Origin of the sequence: Pseudomonas gorinensis (assembly GCF_042015035.1) — a bacterium.
Classification (GTDB): domain Bacteria; phylum Pseudomonadota; class Gammaproteobacteria; order Pseudomonadales; family Pseudomonadaceae; genus Aquipseudomonas; species Aquipseudomonas gorinensis.
Genome location: NZ_CP167125.1, coordinates 6,647,148 through 6,663,927, shown reverse-complemented (window position 1 = coordinate 6,663,927; position 16,780 = coordinate 6,647,148). Strand labels below are relative to the sequence as shown.

14 protein-coding genes are annotated in these 16,780 nt (G+C 59.9%); 3 read left to right on the top strand and 11 right to left on the bottom strand.

The features are described from left to right. Positions 1-48: 48 nt before the first annotated feature. The 11 genes from AB7933_RS30560 to AB7933_RS30510 all read right to left on the bottom strand — a co-directional run bounded on the left by AB7933_RS30560 (position 49) and on the right by AB7933_RS30510 (position 14,174). A complete protein-coding gene (locus AB7933_RS30560; RefSeq protein ID WP_024077725.1) occupies positions 49-1,281 on the bottom strand; it encodes a multifunctional CCA addition/repair protein in 1,233 nt (410 codons plus the stop codon). 63 nt (positions 1,282-1,344) lie between these two features. Next, positions 1,345-2,910, bottom strand: a complete 1,566-nt coding sequence (locus AB7933_RS30555; protein ID WP_024077724.1) for a SpoVR family protein — start codon at positions 2,908-2,910, stop codon at positions 1,345-1,347. After that, positions 2,907-4,178: a YeaH/YhbH family protein gene (locus tag AB7933_RS30550; protein WP_024077723.1), complete on the bottom strand. Its 1,272-nt coding sequence runs from the start codon at positions 4,176-4,178 to the stop codon at positions 2,907-2,909. Before AB7933_RS30550 ends, AB7933_RS30555 begins: the two co-directional genes overlap by 4 nt. Before the next feature lie 113 nt (positions 4,179-4,291). Then, a complete protein-coding gene (locus AB7933_RS30545) occupies positions 4,292-6,214 on the bottom strand; it encodes a PrkA family serine protein kinase (protein ID WP_024077722.1) in 1,923 nt (640 codons plus the stop codon). 285 nt (positions 6,215-6,499) lie between these two features. Next, on the bottom strand, positions 6,500-6,829 hold the full coding sequence (glpE, locus tag AB7933_RS30540; RefSeq protein WP_024077721.1) for a thiosulfate sulfurtransferase GlpE: 330 nt from the start codon (positions 6,827-6,829) through the stop codon (positions 6,500-6,502). A gap of 29 nt (positions 6,830-6,858) precedes the next feature. Continuing rightward, positions 6,859-7,710 carry a symmetrical bis(5'-nucleosyl)-tetraphosphatase gene (locus AB7933_RS30535; protein WP_024077720.1) on the bottom strand — a complete coding sequence of 284 codons (852 nt, stop codon included), beginning with the start codon at positions 7,708-7,710 and terminating at the stop codon, positions 6,859-6,861. After that, entirely contained in the window at positions 7,710-8,090 is a 381-nt protein-coding gene (apaG, locus tag AB7933_RS30530; protein ID WP_024077719.1) for a Co2+/Mg2+ efflux protein ApaG, read from the bottom strand. The genes AB7933_RS30535 and apaG overlap by 1 nt, the downstream gene beginning before the upstream one ends. Before the next feature lie 160 nt (positions 8,091-8,250). After that, complete coding sequence (gene rsmA, locus AB7933_RS30525) at positions 8,251-9,063, bottom strand: 16S rRNA (adenine(1518)-N(6)/adenine(1519)-N(6))-dimethyltransferase RsmA (protein ID WP_024077718.1); 813 nt, start codon at positions 9,061-9,063, stop codon at positions 8,251-8,253. Continuing rightward, positions 9,060-10,049, bottom strand: coding sequence for a 4-hydroxythreonine-4-phosphate dehydrogenase PdxA (pdxA, locus tag AB7933_RS30520; protein ID WP_024077717.1), 990 nt, complete (start codon positions 10,047-10,049; stop codon positions 9,060-9,062). Before pdxA ends, rsmA begins: the two co-directional genes overlap by 4 nt. Further along, a complete protein-coding gene (locus AB7933_RS30515; RefSeq protein ID WP_024077716.1) occupies positions 10,046-11,386 on the bottom strand; it encodes a peptidylprolyl isomerase in 1,341 nt (446 codons plus the stop codon). Before AB7933_RS30515 ends, pdxA begins: the two co-directional genes overlap by 4 nt. Beyond that, positions 11,361-14,174: an LPS-assembly protein LptD gene (locus tag AB7933_RS30510; RefSeq protein ID WP_024077715.1), complete on the bottom strand. Its 2,814-nt coding sequence runs from the start codon at positions 14,172-14,174 to the stop codon at positions 11,361-11,363. The genes AB7933_RS30515 and AB7933_RS30510 overlap by 26 nt, the downstream gene beginning before the upstream one ends. Positions 14,175-14,304: 130 nt before the next feature. On the opposite strand from AB7933_RS30510, the gene AB7933_RS30505 reads away from it, so the two are divergent. The 3 genes from AB7933_RS30505 to AB7933_RS30495 are packed head-to-tail and all read left to right on the top strand — an operon-like array spanning position 14,305 to position 16,770. After that, positions 14,305-15,330 carry an aminoglycoside phosphotransferase family protein gene (locus tag AB7933_RS30505; protein ID WP_024077714.1) on the top strand — a complete coding sequence of 342 codons (1,026 nt, stop codon included), beginning with the start codon at positions 14,305-14,307 and terminating at the stop codon, positions 15,328-15,330. Further along, positions 15,327-16,001, top strand: coding sequence for an N-acetylmuramate alpha-1-phosphate uridylyltransferase MurU (gene murU / locus AB7933_RS30500; protein WP_024077713.1), 675 nt, complete (start codon positions 15,327-15,329; stop codon positions 15,999-16,001). The genes AB7933_RS30505 and murU overlap by 4 nt, the downstream gene beginning before the upstream one ends. Before the next feature lies 1 nt (position 16,002). Continuing rightward, positions 16,003-16,770, top strand: coding sequence for a TerB family tellurite resistance protein (locus AB7933_RS30495; RefSeq protein ID WP_024077712.1), 768 nt, complete (start codon positions 16,003-16,005; stop codon positions 16,768-16,770). The last annotated feature ends 10 nt before the right edge of the window (positions 16,771-16,780 follow it).

Sequence of the window (16,780 nt, the reverse complement as noted above, 5' to 3'; positions counted from 1 at the left end):
AAACCGAGAGCGTTGCGTTATCGTTGACGTTCTTCGCGAGCAAGGCTCCTACAAGGGTTTGTGTTGTTCCTTGTAGGCTTTGAGTGTCTTGAGCCGTTCGCGCTTGAGTGCCTCGCCCAACTCCGGGCCTTTGAAACCTTTCTCAAGCAGTGGCGCAACGGCAACTTCGCGCGCTGCCTTCGCCGCACCGCGCAAGTAATCCGCTTGTGGATAACTTCTTTGCTCCAGCCCCTTGCGGCCCCGGGCATCCATTTCGCAGGCGACTACAAACTCTTCAAAACGCTGTGGCCTGCGGTAGACGTCAAAACTCTGCAGTAACTCCAGCAGCGTTGACGCTTTCAGCTCCAGCGCGCGGTGGCCATGGGTGTGATATTGGCCCACCAGCAACGCCAATTCCTGGCAATCCCTCGGTACTTTGAAGCGCTCATTGACGGCCTTGATCAGTTCCAGGCCTCGATGCTCATGAGCGATATGCTGCGGTAACTTATCCACAGGCGTCAGGCCCTTGCCCAGGTCGTGCAGCAAGCAGGCCCAGCGCACGGTCAGCGGCTGCTGATGCAGGGCGGCCTGCTCCAACACGCTCAAGGTGTGCACGCCGGTGTCGATTTCGGGGTGATGGGCTTCGGGCTGTGGTACGCCGAACAGTGCGTCGACTTCCGGCATCAAGGTTTTCAGCGCATCGCAGTCACGCAGTACCTGGATAAACACTTGGGGCTGATCTTCCATCAGTGCCCTGGAGATTTCTTTCCAGCTGCGCTCCGGGGTCAGGGCCTCCAGTTCACCGGATTCGCTGAGTTGGCGCATCAGCTCCAGGGTCTCGGGAGCGACCGTGAAACCCAGGTGGGCGTAACGTGCGGCAAACCGCGCAACGCGAAGTACGCGCAAAGGATCTTCGGCGAACGCCGGGGAAACGTGACGCAAAATGCGCGCTTCAAGATCGCGTTGGCCGTGATATGGATCGGTCAGGTTGCCGTCGTCGTCTTCGGCCATCGCGTTGATGGTCAGGTCGCGACGGATCAGGTCTTCTTCCAGGGTGACTTCAGGGCTGGCGTGAAACACAAACCCGCCATACCCACGACCACTTTTGCGTTCCGTGCGGGCGAGGGCGTATTCGTCGCCGTTTTTTGGGTCCAGGAATACCGGGAAGTCCGCGCCCACCGGTTTGTAGCCTTTGGCAAGCATCTCGTCGGTGGTCGCGCCGACGACGACGCGATCGATATCGGTGACCTTGATGCCCAGCAGGCGGTCGCGCACGGCGCCACCGACTTTGTAGATTTTCATGAAAAAGCCTCCATTAGCGCCACAGGATACCGCCTGTGCCTGGCCAATGGAGGCTTTGCTGTTTCAGAGATGGACGACGGCGAGGTCCAGGCGGCCGTAGTCGTTGTCGTTGTGATCGCTGCGTGGGGGGACATGGTGGGTTTTCATCACCTGATCACCCTGCAAGGTTTCCAGGTGGATATCGAACCCCCATAGCCGGTGCAGATGCTTGAGCACCTCCTCGGTGGATTCCCCCAAGGGTTTGCGGTCGTGCTGCTGATGACGCAGGGTCAGCGAGCGATCGCCGCGTACGTCGATGCTGTAGATCTGGATGTTCGGCTCGCGGTTGCCCAGGTTGTACTGCGCCGCCAGGGTTTCCCGGATGATGCGGTAGCCTGGTTCGTCGTGAATGGCCGGCACCACCAGGTCATCCTTGAGGTCGTCATCCAGAATGCTGAACAGCTTGAGGTCGCGAATGACCTTGGGTGACAGGTACTGCAGGATGAAACTTTCATCCTTGAAGCTGCTCATGGCGAACTTGATGGTCGACAGCCAATCGCTGCCGGCGATTTCCGGGAACCAGCGACGGTCTTCCTCGGTGGGGTGCTCGCACATGCGCCGGATGTCGCGGTACATGGCAAAGCCCAGGGCATAGGGGTTGATGCCGCTGTAATACGGGCTGTCGAAGCCGGGTTGGAATACCACGCTGGTATGGGAAGTGAGGAACTCCATCATGAAGCCGTCGGTGACCAGGCCTTCGTCGTACAGGTCGTTCATCAACGTGTAGTGCCAGAATGTCGCCCAGCCTTCGTTCATCACCTGGGTCTGGCGTTGTGGATAAAAGTACTGGGCGATCTTGCGCACGATGCGCACGATTTCCCGTTGCCAGGGCTCCAGTAGCGGTGCGTGTTTTTCCAGGAAGTACAGAATGTTTTCCTGGGGTTCGACGGGGAAGCGTGCATTATCCTTGTCACTGTTCTTGCCCGCGCGTTTGGGAATAGTGCGCCACAGGTCATTGATCTGCTTCTGCAGGTGCTCCTCGCGCTCCTTCTGGCGCAGGCGCTCTTCCTCGGCCGAAATCGGATAGGGTCGTTTGTAGCGGTCGACCCCATAGTTCATCAGGGCATGGCAGGAGTCGAGCAGGTCTTCCACCGCGTCGATGCCATGGCGTTCCTCGCATTGCATGATGTACTGCTTGGCGAACACCAGGTAATCGATGATCGAGCTAGCGTCGGTCCAGGTGCGGAACAGGTAGTTACCCTTGAAAAAGCTGTTATGCCCATAGCAGGCGTGAGCCACCACCAGCGCCTGCATGCAGATGGTGTTTTCTTCCATCAGGTAGGCGATGCACGGGTCGGAGTTGATGACGATTTCGTAGGCCAGGCCCATCTGCCCGCGGCTATAGGACTTTTCAGTACTGAGGAAGTGCTTGCCATAGGACCAGTGGTGATAACCCAGCGGCATGCCCACCGAGGCATAGGCGTCCATCATCTGTTCAGCGGTGATCACTTCGATCTGGTTGGGGTAGGTGTCCAGGGCATAACCGGCCGCGATACGGCTGATTTCCCGGTCATAGGCCTGGATCAGTTCAAAGGTCCACTCAGACCCCGTGGAGATAGGTTGGCGTTTTTGCTCTTTTTTGGCGGTCATGTCACTAACCTGCGCTGGAAGAGTTCACGGAAGACCGGGTAGATATCGCCGGCCGAGACCAGTTGCTGCTGGGCGAATGTGTCGGCAAAGGCTTCGCCGATGCGCTCGTATTCGAACCACAGCGCCTGATGCTCACGGGGGGTGATCTCAACATAAGTGTAGTACTGCACGAACGGCATGATCTGGTTGATCAGGATGTCGCGGCAGATGGGCGAGTCATCGTTCCAGTTGTCACCGTCCGAGGCTTGCGCGGCATAGATGTTCCACTCGTTGGCGGGGTAGCGCTCGGCCATGATCTCCTGCATCAGTTTCAAGGCGCTGGAAACGATAGTGCCGCCGGTTTCCCGCGAGTAGAAGAACTCCTCTTCGTCCACTTCTCGGGCGCTGGTGTGATGGCGGATAAACACCACGTCGATCTTGTCGTAGTTCCGCTTGAGGAACAGGTACAGCAGGATGAAAAAGCGCTTGGCAATGTCCTTGGTGGCCTGGGTCATCGAGCCGGACACGTCCATCAGGCAGAACATCACGGCTTTGGAGCTGGGGTTGGGCTGCTTGACCAGCAGGTTGTATTTCAAATCGAAGGTGTCGAGGAACGGCACCCGGTGGATCCGCGCGCTGAGTTTCTCGATTTCAACTTCAATTTCCTGGATATCGCCGAAGTTATCCGGTTCTTCGCGCTTCAAGCGTGCCAACTCTTCCTTGGCCTCTCTCAGCTTGGCGCGGCTGCTTCCCGACAGGGCGATACGCCGTGCATGGGCTGAGCGAAGGGTGCGGATGATGTTGATACGGGACGGATTGCCTTCGTTGCTGATCCCCGCGCGCACCGTTTTGTAGGTGTCGGTACCGGTCAGGTTGCGCTTGACCAGGTTGGGTAGCTCCAGGTCCTCGAACATGAATTCGAGGAATTCTTCCTGGGTGATCTGGAACACGAACTCGTCCATGCCCTCGCCGGAGTTACCCGCCTTGCCTGGGCCTTTGCCCCCGCCGCCGCCCTGGGGTCGTTGGATATGTTCGCCAGTGGTGAATTCCTTGTTGCCGGGGTGCACCACGGTTTGTTTGCCGCCCCGGCCATGGTGCAGCACCGGTTCGTCGATGTCCCGTCCGGGAATGCTGATTTGCTCGCCGTGCTCCATGTCGGTGATGGAGCGGCGGCTGACGGCCTCTTCAACGGCCTTTTTGATGTGGTCACGGTAACGCCGCAGGAAACGTTGGCGGTTTACCGTGCTTTTGTTCTTGCCATTGAGGCGTCGGTCGATCACATAGCTCATGGGGAGCCCTCCGGGCAGCTTCACGTTACAAGCTTCAAGCCGCGAGCTGGAAGCTTAGAGACAAGCGGTCAGCTGCCAGGCCAAATGCCTGGCAGCGCACGCTTGCCGCTGCCTTACTGCGATTTGCGAACTCGCAAATACCACTCGGAGAGTAGCCGTACTTGTTTGTCGGTGTAGCCACGCTCGACCATGCGTGTGACGAAGTCGTTGTGTTTTTGCTGGTCCTCCTTGCTGGCCTTGGCGTTGAAGCTGATGACCGGCAGCAGATCCTCGGTGTTGGAGAACATTTTCTTCTCGATGACCACCCGCAACTTCTCGTAGCTGAGCCAGGTGGGGTTCTTGCCGTTGTTGTTCGCTCGTGCGCGCAATACGAAGTTGACGATTTCGTTGCGGAAATCCTTCGGATTGCTGATGCCCGCCGGTTTCTCGATTTTTTCCAGTTCCTCGTTGAGGGCTACGCGGTTGAGGATTTCGCCGGTTTCCGGGTCGCGGTATTCCTGGTCCTGGATCCAGAAGTCTGCGTACAACACGTAGCGGTCGAAGATGTTCTGGCCGTACTCGCTGTAGGACTCCAGGTAAGCGGTCTGGATTTCCTTGCCGATAAACTCGATGTAGCGTGGTGCGAGGTATTCCTTGAGGAAGCGCAGGTAGCGTTCGCGGGTTTCTGCCTGGAATTGCTCCTGTTCGATCTGCTGCTCCAGCACATAGAGCAGGTGCACCGGGTTGGCGGCGATTTCATGCGGGTCGAAGTTGAAGACTTTGGACAGGATCTTGAACGCAAAGCGCGTCGACAGGCCGTTCATGCCCTCATCCACGCCCGCCGTGTCGCGATATTCCTGGATCGACTTGGCCTTAGGGTCGGTGTCCTTGAGGTTTTCGCCGTCGTACACCCGCATCTTCGAGTAGATATTCGAGTTTTCCGGCTCCTTGAGGCGCGACAGCACGGTGAACTGGGCAAGCATCTTCAAGGTGTCAGGTGCGCAATGCGCCTTGGCCAGGGAGCTGTTGAACAGCAACTTGTCGTAGATCTTGATTTCGTCACTGACGCGCAGGCAGTACGGCACCTTGACGATGTAGATCCGGTCGATGAAGGCTTCGTTGTTCTTGTTGTTGCGGAAGGTGTGCCATTCCGATTCGTTGGAGTGGGCCAGCAGGATCCCGGTAAACGGAATCGCACCCAGGCCTTCAGTACTGTTGTAGTTGCCTTCCTGGGTCGCGGTGAGCAGTGGGTGCAGCACCTTGATCGGCGCCTTGAACATCTCCACGAATTCCATCAGGCCCTGGTTGGCCCGGCACAGCGCGCCGGAGTAGCTGTAGGCGTCGGCATCGTTCTGCGGGAATTCCTCCAGTTTGCGGATATCGACCTTACCCACCAGTGCCGAAATGTCCTGGTTGTTCTCATCGCCCGGTTCAGTCTTGGCCACGCCGATCTGGTTGAGGATCGACGGGTAGAGTTTCACTACGCGGAACTGGCTGATATCACCGCCAAACTCGGCCAGCCGCTTGGTGGCCCAGGGCGACATGATGGTGTTGAGGTAGCGCCGGGGAATGCCGAAATCCTCTTCGAGGATCGCGCCATCTTCCGTGGCGTTGAACAGGCCCAGGGGCGATTCGAAGACCGGCGAGCCCTTGATCGCATAGAAGGGCACTTTCTCGATCAGTTGTTTGAGCTTTTCAGCCAGGGACGATTTACCGCCGCCAACCGGGCCGAGCAGGTAGAGGATCTGTTTCTTCTCCTCCAGGCCTTGGGCGGCATGGCGGAAGTAGGAGACGATCTGGTCAATGCATTCTTCCATTCCATGGAAGTCCTCAAAGGCCGGGTAGCGACGGATCACCTTGTTGGAGAATATTCGCGACAGGCGCGAATTGTTGGAGGTGTCTACCAGCTCCGGCTCGCCAATCGCCAGCAGCAGGCGTTCGGCGGCAGACGCGTAGGTGCTGCGATCCTGTTTGCACAGCTCGAGATACTCTTGAAGCGTGAGTTCTTCCTGCTGTGTGGATGCGAAGCGTTGTTGGAAGTGGCTAAAAATACTCATGACGTCGTCACCTCGCTCGATACGTGGAGCCGACGCCGGATCAATCAGTCGATGCTGGCAGACATTGACGGACGCCAATGGCTGTTTTCCCCCCAGAACACCCTGAAACGCTACCGATGACCCGCACGCCGGTGTACCGGCTCTCCCCTGATTCGGATGGCCTGCGCTTAAGGATAGTTCGGAATCCGGGAGGTCAAGGTGCGATGCACAATTAGTTTGGCTGCGCCGTTCGTCAGAAACGGCGCTAGCCCAAGCATCACGGGGGGTAGCGGGGTGTGAAAAAAATTATTGCGAATCGGATGAAGAAATTTCTGCAGGATACGTCGTACGCCACAGCTCAAAGCCGCCGTCCAGGCTATAGACGTCGGAGAAACCCTGGCTGATCAGGTAGGCGGCCGCGCTCTGGCTGGAGTTGCCGTGGTAGCAGGCCACGATCACCGGCGCGTCGAGGTCGGCGGCGCGGATGAAATCGGCAATGTTGTGGTTGTCCAGATGACGGGCGTCTTTGATGTGGTTCAGGGCGTAAGTCTGCGGATCACGAATATCCACCACCACCGCGCCTTGTTCGCGCAGGACCTGGGCTTGTTCGGGAGAGATACGTTTGAATTCGCTCATGGCGGGCTCCTTGGGCATGGCTGCTGCGTCTAGCGCTTGGCGGCAGCCGGCAGTGTAGCGGGAAGGGGGGAGGGGCACTGGCAGCTCAGGCGCTCGCCGGTGTCGATGTTCATAATGGTCATGGCGCCACCCCACACACAGCCGGTGTCGAGGGCGAATACACCAGGTTCGTCGCACTTGCCTTCGAGGCCCGCCCAGTGACCAAAGATAATCTTCGTGTCGCGGGTCTTGCGGTCCTTATGGGCGAACCAGGGTTTGTAGCCGGGCAGCGCGGTGTCGGCGCCTTCCTTGCTCTTGAGGTCCAACTTGCCTTCGGCGGTGCAGAAGCGCATGCGCGTGAAGTAGTTGGTGATCACTCGCAGGCGGGCCACGCCGGTGAGGTCGTTGTCCCATTTGACCGGTTCGTTGCCGTACATGCCGTCGAGGTAGGCGGTGTACAGGCTGTCATCGGCCAGGGCGCTTTCGACCTCGGCGGCGCACTTGAGGGCCTTTTTCAGTGTCCACTGGGGCGGGATACCGGCGTGGACCAGGGCCATGTCACGGCTTTCGTCGTAATGCATGATTTTCTGCTGGCGAAGCCAATCCAGCAGTTCGCCCCGGTCCGGCGCTTCGAGGATCTCGCGCAGCGTATCGCCCTTTTTCAGGCGCTCGATATTATTGCCGACCGCCAGCAGGTGCAGGTCGTGATTGCCCAATACGCACACCAGCGAGTCACGCAGGCGATAGAGGTAGCGTAGGGTGTCGAGGGACTGCGGGCCACGGTTGACGAGGTCGCCAACGAGCCAAAGGCGATCTTTTGCTGGGTCGAAGGCCACGCGTTCGAGCAGGCACTGGAGGGGCTCCAGGCAGCCTTGCAGGTCGCCGACCGCGTACGTCGCCATCAGTGCAAGGCTCCGGGCACCGCCAGGCGAAAAGGCTTGATGATTGCGTCGAACAGTTGGCCATCAGTGGCCTTCATCTGATACGAGCCTTGCATGGTGCCCACCTTGGAGGTCATCACCGTGCCGCTGCTGTAGGTATGACTGGCGCCGATATCGATCAATGGCTGCTGGCCGACGACGCCGGCGCCGCGCACTTCTTCGACTTGGCCGTCACCGTCAGTGATCACCCAATGGCGAGACAGCAGCTTGGCCGGCACCAGCCCATTGTTTTTCACCGTGATGGTGTAGGCAAAGGCGAAGCGGTTCTGTTCAGGTTGCGATTGGTCCGCCAGGAAGCGGGTGACGACGCTGACGTCGATCTGGTAGCGAGGATCGGACATGCAAGAGGCCTTAAAAGCAAAAGCGGAGGACAGCAGATGCGGATCAGTCTAGGCCATGAGGTGGGCACTAGGCCAGACATGCTGTCTGGCCCGGCAGGAGCCGGCTTGCCGGCGATAGCAATGACGAGCACGCCATCGCTGGCAAACTGGCTGCTGGTGTTTATTCCACCGCGGGGGCAGGCTGGATGGCCAGTTGGTCTGCGAGGCGCACGAAGGCAGCCAGGTCCAGTTGCTCGGGGCGCAGGCTGCCGTCGACGCCGGCGGCTTCGATTTCAGCGTTGCTCAGCAGGGCCTTCAGCGTGTTGCGCAAGGTCTTGCGACGCTGGTTGAACGCTTCACGCACCACGCGCTCCAGCAATTTGTGATCCTTTGCCGGGTGCGGCAGTACGGCGTGAGGCACCAGGCGCACGATGGCCGAGTCGACCTTCGGTGGCGGGTTGAATGCGCCAGGGCCGACGTTGAACAGGTGTTCGACGCGGCAGTGGTACTGCACCATGATCGACAGGCGACCCCAATCACCACCGCCAGGGCCGGCAGCCAGGCGTTCCACCACTTCCTTTTGCAGCATGAAGTGCATGTCGCGGATGATCCCGGCGTTGTTGAGCAGGTGAAAAATCAGCGGTGTGGAGATGTTGTACGGCAGGTTACCCACTACCCGCAGGCTGTTGGGCGCCGCGTTCAGGGTGTTGAAGTCGAACTTCAGCGCATCGCCCTGATGCAGGTTGAAGTTGGGTTTGTCGGCAAACTGCTGGTTGAGGATCGGGATCAGGTCCTTGTCCAGTTCGACCACGTCCAGTTGACCTCCGCTGGCCAACAGGCCTTGGGTCAGGGCGCCCTGGCCCGGGCCGATTTCCAGCAGACGGTCTTCAGGCTTGGCATGGATGGAGCGCAGGATACGGTCGATCACGCCAGCGTCGTGCAGGAAGTTTTGCCCGAAGCGCTTGCGCGCCCGGTGTTGGTAATGCTCGGTCATATACGGGTCTCGGCCATCTGATAGGCGGTTTCCAGGGCCACATGCAGGCTGCCGGTGTCGATCTTGCCGCTGCCCGCCAGGTCCAGGGCGGTGCCATGGTCGACGGAGGTACGGATGATCGGCAGGCCCAGTGTCACGTTGACGGCGGCGCCGAAGCCTTTGTATTTGAGCACCGGCAGCCCCTGGTCGTGGTACATCGCCAGCACTGCGTCGCAGTGCTCCAGATATTTGGGGGTAAATAGAGTGTCTGCAGGCAGTGGGCCGCGCAGGTCCATGCCTTCTTGGCGCAGACGCTCCAGGGTGGGTTCGATGATGTCGATTTCTTCATGGCCCAGGTGGCCGCCTTCGCCCGCGTGGGGGTTGAGCCCGCAGACAAGGATGCGCGGTTGGGCAATGCCGAATTTCTGTTGCAGGTCGGCGTGCAGGATGCGCGTCACGCGCTCCAGGCGCTCGACAGTGATGGCATCGGCAACATCGCGCAGTGGCAGGTGCGTGGTTACCAGGGCGACGCGCAGGCCGCGTGTGGCCAGCATCATCACGACTTGGGCGGTGTGGGTCAGTTCGGCAAGGAATTCGGTATGCCCGGAAAAGGCGATACCCGATTCATTGATCACGCCCTTGTGCACAGGCGCAGTGATCATGCCGGCGAAGTCGCCGTCGATGCAGCCTTGCCCGGAGCGGGTCAGGGTTTCCAGCACAAAGGCCGCGTTGGCCTTGTCCAGTTGCCCGGCAACCACCTTGGCGTGCAGTGGGGTATCCCACACATAAAGGCTGCCTGCCGGCGCCGGCAGGTCAGGCCAGTGCCCCGGCCCAACGTCCAGCAGATCGACAGCCACACCCAGTTGCGTGGCTCGCTCAAGGAGCAGGTCACGGCTGGTAATGGCAATCAGGGGGTGTGGCTGGGCTTGTGAGGCGAGCAGCAGGCACAGGTCTGGACCAATGCCGGCCGGCTCGCCGGGTGTCACCGCGAAACGCTGGGGTTTCACTGGGTTGCCTGGTTGGTGCCTGTTTGCTCGGCGCCTGGCAGCTTGTTTTCTACGTAGGCTTCGTCACGGATCTGACGCAACCAGGTTTGCAGCTCTTCGTCGTACTTGCGGTTACGCAGTACGGTCAACGCTTGTTGCTCGCGGGCCTGGCTGGTGTTGTCGGTGGCGCGGCGGCCAAGGACTTCCAGTACATGCCAGCCGTATTGAGTCTTGAATGGCTTGGACAGAACGCCTTGCGGGGTCTTGGCCATGACGTCCTGGAACTCAGGCACCAGTGCCTTCGGGTCGATCCAGTTCAGGTCGCCGCCGTTGAGGGCCGAACCCGGGTCTTCCGAGAAGCTTTTGGCCAGGGTGGCGAAGTCTTCACCGCTTTCGATGCGGTCATAGATCTTCTGGGCCAGTTCCTTGGTTTGCGCTTCGGTGCGGATTTCGCTCGGTTTGACCAGGATATGACGAACATGGACTTCGTCTTTCAGCGAGGTCTCGCCGCCACGACGTTCCAGCAACTTGAGGATGATGAAACCACCAGGGGTACGGGCTGGCTGGGTAATGCCACCCACTTCCATGGCGCTCAGTTCCCGGTCGAATGGTGGTGGCAGTTGAGCGGCTTTACGCCAGCCCATGTCACCGCCTTCGAGGGCGTTGTCGCTGCCGGACTGGGCAATAGCCATTTGAGCGAAGTCAGCACCGGCTTTCAGGCGATCGTAGATCGCCTGGGTTTTTGCCGCTGCTGCATTGAGCTGCTCGGCGTTGGCGCTGTCCGGGGTCGGGATCAGGATATTGGCCAGGTGCAGTTCTTCGGAAAGCTGCATCTTGCCCAGGTCCGAAGCCAGGAAGTTTTTCACCTCCTGCTCGGAGACCTGGACCCGCTCGGCCACACGGCGCTGACGCACGCGGCTGATGATCATCTCGCGGCGGATCTGGTCACGGGCGTCCTCGTAGGACAGGCCGTCATGGGCCAGGGCGGCACGGAACTGGTCAATGCTCATGTTGTTGCGTTGAGCGATGGTGCCAACGGCCTGGTTCAGCTCTTCATCCGAGATACGGATGCCGGAACGATCGCCGATCTGCAATTGCAGGTTTTCAACGATCAGGCGTTCCAGCACCTGTTGGTCCAGGACGCTGGTAGGTGGCACACCACCGCCACGCTTGGCGATGGTCTGCTGAACTTCCTTGACCCGTTGGTCCAGTTGGCTCTGCATGATCACGTCGTTATCGACGATGGCCACTACTTTATCCAGCTGTTGAACCGCAGCGTGGGCCGATGCGGTACCGAGGAACAGCGCGCCCAGCACTAGCGGGCGCAGACAATCAGAAAGCTTGGTCTTCACGTTCACGATAACCTTCAATGCCTTTGTCGAGGAAGCTCTCTACCTTGGCGCCGGTCAGGCCGCCGAGTCCTTTGAGGACGATCTGGAGGAAGAGCCCGTGGTCACCCTTTTCGTTAAGCGGGGCGATCTGGCTGTATTCGTCGTTGGAAACCCAGTAACGGTTGATGACGCGCAGTTTCCAGCAGCAGTTGTCGTACTCGAAACCACCGAAGGCTTCCAGGGTACGGTTGCGGGCATAGTCATACTGCCAGCGGGTGATCAGGTTCCACTGCGGAACGATCGGCCACATCATCGAGAAGTCGTGTTGTTGGATTTTGTAGTAATCCTTCACGAAGTTCTCTTGGCCCGGAGTGCCGTAGTCACCACCGAACTGCCATTTGCCGGTCAGCTGGTTGTAGACGACCTGGTCGTTACGATAGCGATAACCAACGTTGATGATCTTGTTCGGGTTGTCTTCCGGCTGGTAGTGAAGCATCGCGCTGCCGGAACGAGGACTGTGTTCCTCGGTGTCCCAGTTGTAGTCGGCAGTGGCGCGCCAGTCGCGGTTGAAGCGGAACTCGTAGTCCAGGGCGATTGGCGAGACATCCGATTGAGCATCGGCGCGGTCGGCCGCCAGGATACCTGGCAACTGGACTTCACGATCCTTGAAGTACACCGCCTGGCCTACGGATACGCGCTGGCGTTCGAAGCCGTTATCTTCGATCCAGCGGCTGGTCAGGCCCAGGGACAGCTTGTTCTCGTCACCGATCCGGTCAGAGCCGCTGAAGCGGTTGTCGCGGAACAGCGAGGCGTAGCTGAACGAGTACTCGCTGGTATCAAAGACCGGGATGTCGCTCTGGTCCTTGTTCGGTACGTACAGGTAGAACGCACGCGGCTCCAGGGTCTGGCGGTAATCCTTGCCGAACCAGTTGGTGTTGCGGTCGAAGTACAGGCCGCTGTCGACGCTGGCGATGGGGATTGCGCGATCTTGGGAGCTCTTGAAGCTACCCCCCGCATATTGAGTGCCGGCGGCGGCGGCTGCATTTTGATCGGCAATGATCTGGTTCTTGCCGATGCTGTCTAGGTCCAGGTCGTATTTGGTGTAGACGTACTTGAGCTTCGGCGTCACAAAGCCGTAGGTCCAGTTCATCGGGTATTCGACGGCGGGAGCAACGTTCAGGCGCGTACCGTTTGCACGGGTCAGCCCCCTGACGTAGGTGTCCAGGCGCGGCGATACCAGGCCGTTCTCGTCGGTAAAGGTGCCGTTCTCCAGGTTCCGCTCAAAGCGCACGGCTTCGGTTTCGTAGCTGAAGTTCAGGCCGCCCGGATGGTATGGCAGCTGGCCATTGAAGGTGATCTGCGGCAGCCGGTCATACGGGGTGATCTGGGAGATCGTCGCCAGTTGGTAGGCCTGGAGGTTCAGGCGTGCCTGGTAGGAGTCGCCGCGATAGGTCACGGAGCCCTGCTGGTTGATGTAATCGCGGCTCTCTACACCTTCCTGGTAAGCCTTCAGGTCCTGGAAGTAGTAAGGGTCGCTGATTTGGGTGTAGTCGACCTGGGTCAGTACACGCGAATCCAGCCCGCCCTTATGCTGCCAGTTGAGCATGTAGCGGGTTTTTTCGTAGTCGGTCTGCTTTTTGCGCTCGTCGTTGTCGTCGTTCAGGTACGCGCCGCCGAACTGGCCTTCGCTGGATTTGGTGAGGTAGCGGAATTCGCCTTCCATCAACATGCCGCGCTTGGTCATGTATTGCGGGTACAACGTGGCGTCGTAGTTCGGCGCCAGGTTGAAGTAGTACGGCGTAACCAGGGTGAAGCCGGTTTCACCGCCCGTGCTGAAGCTCGGCGGCAGGAAGCCGGATTGACGACGGTTGTCGATCGGGAAGTAGATATAAGGGGTGTAGAGGATCGGGATGTTCTTGATCCGCAACGTCGCGTTGGTCGCCGTACCGAAACCGGTGGCCGGGTTCAACGTGATGTTGTTGCCCTTGAGCTGCCAGGCATTGCTGTCTGGTTCGCATGTGGTGTACGTACCGTCCTTGAGACGGATGATCGCGTTTTCGGCACGCTTGGCGTACAGCGCGTTACCGCGGATGCGCGACTTGTGCAGTACGTACTCGGCGTTATCGATTTGTGCGGCACCGGTGTCCAGCTGCACTTGCGCGTGGTCACCGACGATCAGCGCGCCATTGTCGCGCAAACGGACGTTACCGTTCAGCTCGCCACGGTTCTCGGCCTGATACAGGCTGGCTTCCTGGGACTCGAGCTGCATGCTGCCCTGGCGCATGACGACGTCACCGGCCAGGGTCGCGACCTGCGACTCCTGCTCGTAACGAGAGGCCTTGGCGCCGATGAAGGTCGGCGCATCGCTCTTGTTCGTCTTGTCGTTCATGCCGGGGCGAGTCGGCTCGATGTACGCGCCGGCGCAATAAGGCCCGGTTTCGGCCAACTGGGCTGCGGTCAGCTTCTCGCGAGGTACCCAGTCCAGGTGGCTGTAGTCGGCGCTGCGCGAGCGCAGGCCACGGCCCTTGGATTCGGTAACCAGAGCGGTTTTCGGCTCGGCCTCGGCGTTGCCACCCGCATCGGCTTGCGCCGTGCTGTTGGCCGAGCTGACGGCTGCACCGTCATGCACCGGGCGCGGTGGTAATGGGGTGGCGGCGGTTTTCGGCGCGCAATCCCAGGCACCCGAAGCAGAGACTGAGCAGTCATACTGTTCCGCGGCGACCACGAATGAGGTGGCGAAAGGTTGCATGGCCAGCAGACTGCCGGTTACCAGCAACGGAAATTTTCTACGAAACGCGGGGGATTTCAATGCCATCTTATTAGTCCGGGCTTCCTGCGTGCCATCTGCCCGCGGTTTGGGCCGCACGCCTCTCGATGGTCTGAAAAAGATGCGTGATAATAAAGCATGCCCCGCTTGACGGCTAGCGCCGTCGGAGACCCTTGTAATGCCCGAGCAAGATCTACGTTTACAACAGCTGGAAGTCTGGCTGGATGAGCAGTTGCCGATCCTTTTCAATGCCCAGGACTGGGGCCCGGTACCCCCGGCCACATTGACCGCGGCCAGCAGCGACGCAAGTTTCAGGCGCTACTTCCGCTGGGAAGGCGGTGGCCGGACGTTCGTGGTAATGGACGCGCCACCCCCCCAGGAAAACTGCAAACCTTTCGTCGATATCGCTCATTTACTCGCGAAATCGGGAATTAATGTTCCGAAAATTTACGCAGAAGATTTGCCGCGAGGCTTTCTTTTGCTCAATGACCTGGGCAGAAACACCTACCTGGACGTGATTGACGAGCAAAATGCCGATCAATTGTTCGCCGACGCTATCGACGCCTTGCTGGCTTTCCAGCAATTGCCGATGGACACGCCGCTGCCCAGCTATGACGTCGCCCTGCTGCGTCGCGAGCTGGAATTGTTTCCTGAGTGGTACGTGCGCCGGCACTTGGGTATCGAGTTCGATACCCAGCAACAGGCCCTCTGGCAACGTGTCAGCGAACATCTGATCGACAGCGCCCTGGCCCAGCCCATGGTGCTGGTGCACCGCGACTACATGCCGCGCAACCTGATGATCAGCCAGCCCAACCCCGGCGTACTGGACTTCCAGGACGCGGTCTACGGCCCGGTGACCTACGACATCACCTGCCTGTTCAAGGACGCGTTCCTCAGTTGGCCCCAGGCCCGCGTGCGTGAATGGCAACGCGGCTACTGGGAACGTGCTGGAAAACTGGGCATCCCGGTACAGGCGGATTTCGACGACTTCCTGCGCGCCAGCGACCTGATGGGTGTGCAGCGCCATCTCAAGGTCATCGGCATTTTTGCGCGTATCTGCCATCGTGATGGCAAGCCACGCTACCTGGCCGATGTGCCACGCTTCTTCGCCTATATAGAAGCGGTGCTGGCGGACCGAGCGGAGCTGAGCGAACTGGGTGACCTGCTCGCCAGCCTGCGTCAACCCGCCGAGGCGCGGGTATGAAAGCAATGATCCTGGCGGCGGGCAAAGGCGAACGGATGCGTCCGCTCACGTTGCACACGCCCAAGCCGTTGGTGCAGGCGGGCGACAAGCGCTTGATCGAATATCACCTGGAAGCGCTGGCCAAGGCCGGCTTCACCGATATCGTGATCAACCACGCGTGGCTCGGCGAGCAGATCGAACGTTACCTGGGCGACGGCGCGCAGTTTGGCGTGCGCATTCGTTATTCCGCTGAAGGCGAGCCGCTGGAAACGGGGGGCGGGATCTTCCAGGCATTGCCGTTGCTAGGCGATGAACCCTTTCTGGTGGTCAATGGCGATATCTGGACCGACTACGACTTTACCCGCCTGCGGCAACCGCTGCGGGGCCTGGCCCATTTGGTGATGGTCGACAACCCGGCGCATCACCCATCGGGTGGGGATTTCTATCTGCATCAGGGCGTGCTTCATGATGCGGCGCCCGGTGCCGATAACCTGACCTTCAGTGGCATTTCAGTGCTCGACCCCCAGTTGTTCGCGGGTTGCAGTGCGGGTGCCTTCAAGCTGGCGCCGCTGTTGCGGGAGGCCATGGCGAAAGGTCTGGTAACGGGGGAAAAGATGACGGGACGCTGGATTGATGTCGGTACGCTGGAGCGTCTGGCGCAGGTCGAAACCCTGCTGAAAGCGGGGCAATAGGATGTTGTGGCCAGGGACGCTGATCGGCGCCGGGGCTGGCTTTGCCATTGCCAGTATTCCGGGGGCCTTGTTGGGCGCATTACTGGGGCAGGCGCTGGACCGCCGCCTGCAACTGCAAAGCTGGGCACAATTGCGCGAGCGCCTGGGCGGTCGCCCGGCGTTGCGCAATGACGAACTGCTGTTTGTGCTGTTGGGGCGCCTGGCCAAGAGCAATGGTCGGGTGGTAGATGGGCATATCCAGCAGGCACGGCAGGAAATGCGTTCACTGGACATGAGCGAGCCGGCCCAACGCCGAGCGATCATGGCCTTCAATCGTGGCAAGTCGGGTTCTGATCGGGTGCGCACCTACTTGCGCCTCCTCAAGGCGCAGCCCCATGCGGCGGAGGGTGTGTTACGGGCTTGCTGGCGCATGGCCTGGGCGGACGGCAAGGCGGATGATGCCGAGCGCGACCTGATCGAGCAGTGGGGCAAGTGGCTGGGGTGGACGCCGCAACAGCTCCAGGCGCTGGCGTCTGACTACGCGCCGGAACGTAAACCGCTGGCTAGCCGCAGTGGCGCCTATCAGGAGGCGTTGCGGATTCTGGGGGTGACTTCCACTACCGAGCCATCGGTGATCAAGCGTGCCTACCGTCGCCTGCTCAGTCGTCACCACCCGGACAAGATCGCCGGCAGCGGTGCCAGCCCCGCGCAAGTGCGTGAGGCCACCGAGCGCACCCGTGAATTGCATAACGCGTATGCGTTGATTCGCGAGCGCCGGGATTTTCGTTAGCTGCCGGTAT

What these genes read in the sequence shown, in the direction of transcription:
- AB7933_RS30560 (WP_024077725.1), bottom strand. Translation starts at nt 1,281, where the DNA reads ATGAAAATCTACAAAGTCGGTGGCGCCGTGCGCGACCGCCTGCTGGGC.
- AB7933_RS30555 (WP_024077724.1), bottom strand. Translation starts at nt 2,910, where the DNA reads ATGACCGCCAAAAAAGAGCAAAAACGCCAACCTATCTCCACGGGGTCT.
- AB7933_RS30550 (WP_024077723.1), bottom strand. Translation starts at nt 4,178, where the DNA reads ATGAGCTATGTGATCGACCGACGCCTCAATGGCAAGAACAAAAGCACG.
- AB7933_RS30545 (WP_024077722.1), bottom strand. Translation starts at nt 6,214, where the DNA reads ATGAGTATTTTTAGCCACTTCCAACAACGCTTCGCATCCACACAGCAG.
- glpE (WP_024077721.1), bottom strand. Translation starts at nt 6,829, where the DNA reads ATGAGCGAATTCAAACGTATCTCTCCCGAACAAGCCCAGGTCCTGCGC.
- AB7933_RS30535 (WP_024077720.1), bottom strand. Translation starts at nt 7,710, where the DNA reads ATGGCGACGTACGCGGTCGGCGACCTGCAAGGCTGCCTGGAGCCCCTC.
- apaG (WP_024077719.1), bottom strand. Translation starts at nt 8,090, where the DNA reads ATGTCCGATCCTCGCTACCAGATCGACGTCAGCGTCGTCACCCGCTTC.
- rsmA (WP_024077718.1), bottom strand. Translation starts at nt 9,063, where the DNA reads ATGACCGAGCATTACCAACACCGGGCGCGCAAGCGCTTCGGGCAAAAC.
- AB7933_RS30510 (WP_024077715.1), bottom strand. Translation starts at nt 14,174, where the DNA reads ATGGCATTGAAATCCCCCGCGTTTCGTAGAAAATTTCCGTTGCTGGTA.
- AB7933_RS30505 (WP_024077714.1), top strand. Translation starts at nt 14,305, where the DNA reads ATGCCCGAGCAAGATCTACGTTTACAACAGCTGGAAGTCTGGCTGGAT.
- murU (WP_024077713.1), top strand. Translation starts at nt 15,327, where the DNA reads ATGAAAGCAATGATCCTGGCGGCGGGCAAAGGCGAACGGATGCGTCCG.
- AB7933_RS30495 (WP_024077712.1), top strand. Translation starts at nt 16,003, where the DNA reads ATGTTGTGGCCAGGGACGCTGATCGGCGCCGGGGCTGGCTTTGCCATT.